This is a genomic window from Salmonella sp. SAL03688 (assembly GCF_046551895.1).
Lineage (GTDB): Bacteria > Pseudomonadota > Gammaproteobacteria > Enterobacterales > Enterobacteriaceae > Salmonella > Salmonella enterica.
On sequence record NZ_JBGDVI010000047.1, the window covers coordinates 1 to 3,827 of the forward strand.

Below are 3,827 nucleotides of genomic sequence, written 5' to 3' on the forward strand. Positions count from 1 at the left end.
AGTGCCTTAAGCGCTTTATCGAAATCGAAGGGCTGGGACATGTGTCATTCCTTTTTGATTGTATATTACTGGAATGACACAGAATTTCTAACACTCCCCCTGATTCACTTGGTTTTCTTGTTAACGATTTACCACGAGGCCGCTTGACTCCTTTTTGAGATGGCAGCATCCCCTTCTCATTTGGTATGAGATCGTTAGTTCGAATACCACGTGGACCCCTATATTACCAAAACAACTAATTCCATAAGGTGCTATTTCATAGATATCAATATCTGTCCCTACTTTACTACTTGGGAATATCGAAAAGATATTATCATCCATCTTGCCTAATGCAGTATCCCTCATGTCATCTTCTGCATCAAACGGTTCTTCGCCAAAATCAATATCATTAAGACCCAGCGGGTCAGCTTTATGAATTGGGTTTAATGGATACTGATACAGGTTCCAACCTCCGGCTAACCCTATCGGATCCTGCGTGATATACCGACCCTGCCCCGGATTGTAATACCGGTACCGGTTATAATACAGCCCCGACTCCTCATCGTACTGCTGGCCCGGCAGCCGTATCAGTTGCTCCAGGTGCTCAGGGTTTTCCTCACCCGACAGGTTTCCCCATTCATCATACTCCCCGCGCCACGCCACCGTGTTGTCCGGGGTAACCAGCGCCAGCGGCAGTCCACGCTGGTCGCAGTGGTAAAGATGGATTTTCCTTTGAGGTGTTATCGTATTCGTACCGGTGCGTACGTTCGTCATTCATCCGTATCCCCCCTTCCGGGATACGGTCCGTTTTCTCCATCAGCCTCCCGTAACTTACATTTTTCTATTTTACCTTGGCTAATGATCTTATGAAAATTCTTAATTTCCTCAACGTTTATAATTACTCCATTTAGTAAATCAGTTGAAGCAACACCATTATCATCAATATAAACATTCTTATCTGGAAATTCAATTAATACACGCACTGCATGAGCATTAAAGGTATCTCTTACAACTCCTTCATCAACTATGGACCTTAGAATAAGTAGTTCTCGCCCATCGATATCCCATACTTCACTACATAATGACTTTATATTCCTAACATTCCTTTCAATATAAGGCCATCGTCCTATTGGATAGTAAAAAACAGAAGAATGCAATTCATGCGAAAACATTATCAATAAAAGTAATAGATATCTCCTTGCAAGATATCTAACACTATTATAAATATACAATACAAGCACTCCCTCTAACGATGGGTTATTTTACATTGTAATATTCTGTGCGAATACACATGCCTAATGTTTTTCTTATTGGGTTTTCAGCATTCTGCATTATAAAATCTTCATTCCCATTATTCCAATAAGCATGACCAATCTCATGTGCAAGTAGTGCAACAGTTGATGCTTTCTCTTTCCCATTGTTATTACATGCTAAATCAACAGACACATCGGGATGATAATCTGGATCAACATAAATAGTGTTGTGATTATTTTCATGATCATACCAAGCATCGTTATCATCACCTTTAGTAATAGTATATGTTTTTTGTGACTTTTCTAAGGTATCAATCATTACTTTTCCATACCGAGATGTTTTTATCGTCTCATAAGCTGACTTTAATTCTTTTTGAATTTTCTCATCACCAGTAAAAACGACTATTAGCCCTAACGGATCCGAGAGTTGCACTGGATTGAGCGGATAAGTATAAGGATTTAATCCCCCTTTCAGCCCTATCGGATCCTGTGTGATGTACCGCCCCTGCCCCGGATTGTAATACCGGTGCCGGTTGTAATACAGCCCCGATTCCTCATCGTACTGCTGCCCCGGCAGCCGTATCACCTGCTCCAGGTGCGCCGGGTTCTCTTCACCCGACAGGTTCCCCCATTCATCATACTCCGCACGCCATGCCACCTGGTTGTCCGGGGTAATCAGCGCCAGCGGCAGTCCACGCTGGTCGCAGTGGTAAAGATGCAGCGCTCTCTCCGGCTCATCGTGTGGCTCCAGTTGCCCCGCCATCTGCTCCGGCGTCAGTCCGCATCCCGCCAGCCACGCCCGGCTCTCTTCACTCACCGCGTTGCGCCTCAGCTCCCCCTCCAGCCTGTCCAGCATCGCCCTCAGCGCCGCCGGGAGCTGTACCGCCTGGCCGTCCTCGCTCCCTTCCTGCTCCAGCTTCTCCGCCAGGCTGCGGTGGTGTGCCTTTGCCTGTTCAGCCGCGTCAGTTTCGATGCGCACCAGCGGCGTGAAGCTTCCCGGACCGTACACCGTCTGTATCCGGCTCTGCGCCGTCTGGATGGTCGTCAGCCTGTCCCCCTCCCAGCCGTACCATGTCACTTCCGCCTTTTTCGCCAGCGCCATATACCCCGCAAGACTGCGCTCCCGCTTCCATATCCGCTTACCCACCCGGCGGCCCAGCGGGTCGTACACATACCGTCCCTCCGCCTGCGTTTCTCCGTGCTGTGTGCGCACATAATGTACCAGACGGTGCTGGCTGTCGTATTCGTACCGGTGCGTCCGCTCGTCGTTCATCCTGATGACCCCTTCCGGGATGCGGTCCGTTTTCTCCGTCAGCCGCCCGTATTTGTCATAGCAGTACAGGTACTGCATATCTTCCGTGATGCGGTTATCCCCCCATACCCTGCTGCTGCTCTCTGGGTAAAACTCCGGGTCCGGCAGCCGGTTCCCCGCCGGGTCCGTGGCGTACGGCAGGGTGATGTCCAGGCCGGGACGGGTGGTGCGGACTCCCGTCAGACGCCCGCTGTCGCTGTAGCGGTACGCCCTCGTCTGCTGCGGCCCGCTGATGCGCACCAGCCTGCCCCCCTCGTCGTAACCGTACTCCCGGTTCAGCTGCGGGTGGTTCAGGTGCTGCTGCTCAAGCTGGCCGCCCGGTGTGTAAGTTGTGGTCAGTTCATAACTTTCCGGGAGAGTGTCCGGGCCGAACCGCCGCAACACTTCCCGGTGCAGCCTGTCACGCGTGTACTCCACCAGGGGCATGTCCCCCAGCTTCATTCCCGCCAGGTAACCACTGCCGTAGGATTTCTTCCCCAATTTACACATATTATTATTTTTTATCCGGATCTAAGTCCGGATATTCTTCAATTATTGGTGACATGAGTTCTAAATAAATCATCCCAATGACATTTGCAATTGACCGTCTGAACAAGCGTTTAATTTTATCATCATCTATTTTTTCTATTTCAAAAAAAACATCGTTGGTTGATTCATTTAATTTAAGTAATGCCATCATTAAACTATTAGCAGTGTTTTTGTTCATATATAGCCTCGCTTTAGCATCGTATAATTCATTGTCCATCATGTTATAATGCCAACAAAATTATGATGTTGTACCAGCCCGACATCCGTGATCTTCAATGCATTCTCTAATACACCGCCGGAGACGTCCTGCAAGATCTCTTCCGGAGCCTGGTAAAAGGTCAGGCGTATCAGCAAAAATATCTGCACATTGATCATGGCACTTTTCTTTAACCTTTGCACATCGACGAGATTCACCAGAACTCTGAGCGGCACAAACAAGTAATGCCAACCCCGCAGGATTCATCATCAGAGACGAAAATGTTCTTTGAGGCGCAGTATCATTCCACCACTTTGTTAAATCTATTGCTGCCTGCTGTCTGTATTTTTCCATTGGGTCAGCGATAAACCAGGATGGACCAGACTGTTCCATAGAGTCGTCCTGCCAAAGCCCCAGTGGATCTATATTTACGACTGGATTCAGCGGATACTGGTACAGATTCCATCCCCCTTTCAGCCCTATCGGATCCTGCGTGATATACCTTCCCTGCCCCGGATTGTAATACCGGTGCCGGTTATAATACAGCCCCGACTCCTCA

General features: G+C 48.5%; 3 protein-coding genes and 2 pseudogenes. All 5 read right to left on the minus strand.

What is annotated here, in order from left to right; translation table 11 throughout:
* Positions 1-120: 120 nt before the first annotated feature.
* Positions 121-720: pseudogene (locus ACLJR2_RS23570) on the minus strand (RHS repeat-associated core domain-containing protein); the annotation flags it as partial.
* Positions 721-749: 29 nt separating this feature from the next.
* Positions 750-1,211, minus strand: coding sequence for a hypothetical protein (locus ACLJR2_RS23575; RefSeq protein WP_130559205.1), 462 nt, complete (start codon positions 1,209-1,211; stop codon positions 750-752).
* A gap of 25 nt (positions 1,212-1,236) precedes the next feature.
* A pseudogene (locus ACLJR2_RS23580) lies at positions 1,237-3,012 on the minus strand (RHS repeat-associated core domain-containing protein); the annotation flags it as partial.
* A 25-nt stretch (positions 3,013-3,037) separates the two neighbouring features.
* Positions 3,038-3,292, minus strand: a complete 255-nt coding sequence (locus ACLJR2_RS23585; protein WP_000969059.1) for a hypothetical protein — start codon at positions 3,290-3,292, stop codon at positions 3,038-3,040.
* A gap of 18 nt (positions 3,293-3,310) precedes the next feature.
* Positions 3,311-3,827 (minus strand): RHS repeat-associated core domain-containing protein (locus ACLJR2_RS23590; protein WP_219828013.1); only part of this gene is annotated, 517 nt, incomplete at its 5' end.

Coding starts and splice junctions, on each gene's coding strand:
- ACLJR2_RS23585 (WP_000969059.1), bottom strand. CDS start 3,292: ATGATGGACAATGAATTATACGATGCTAAAGCGAGGCTATATATGAAC.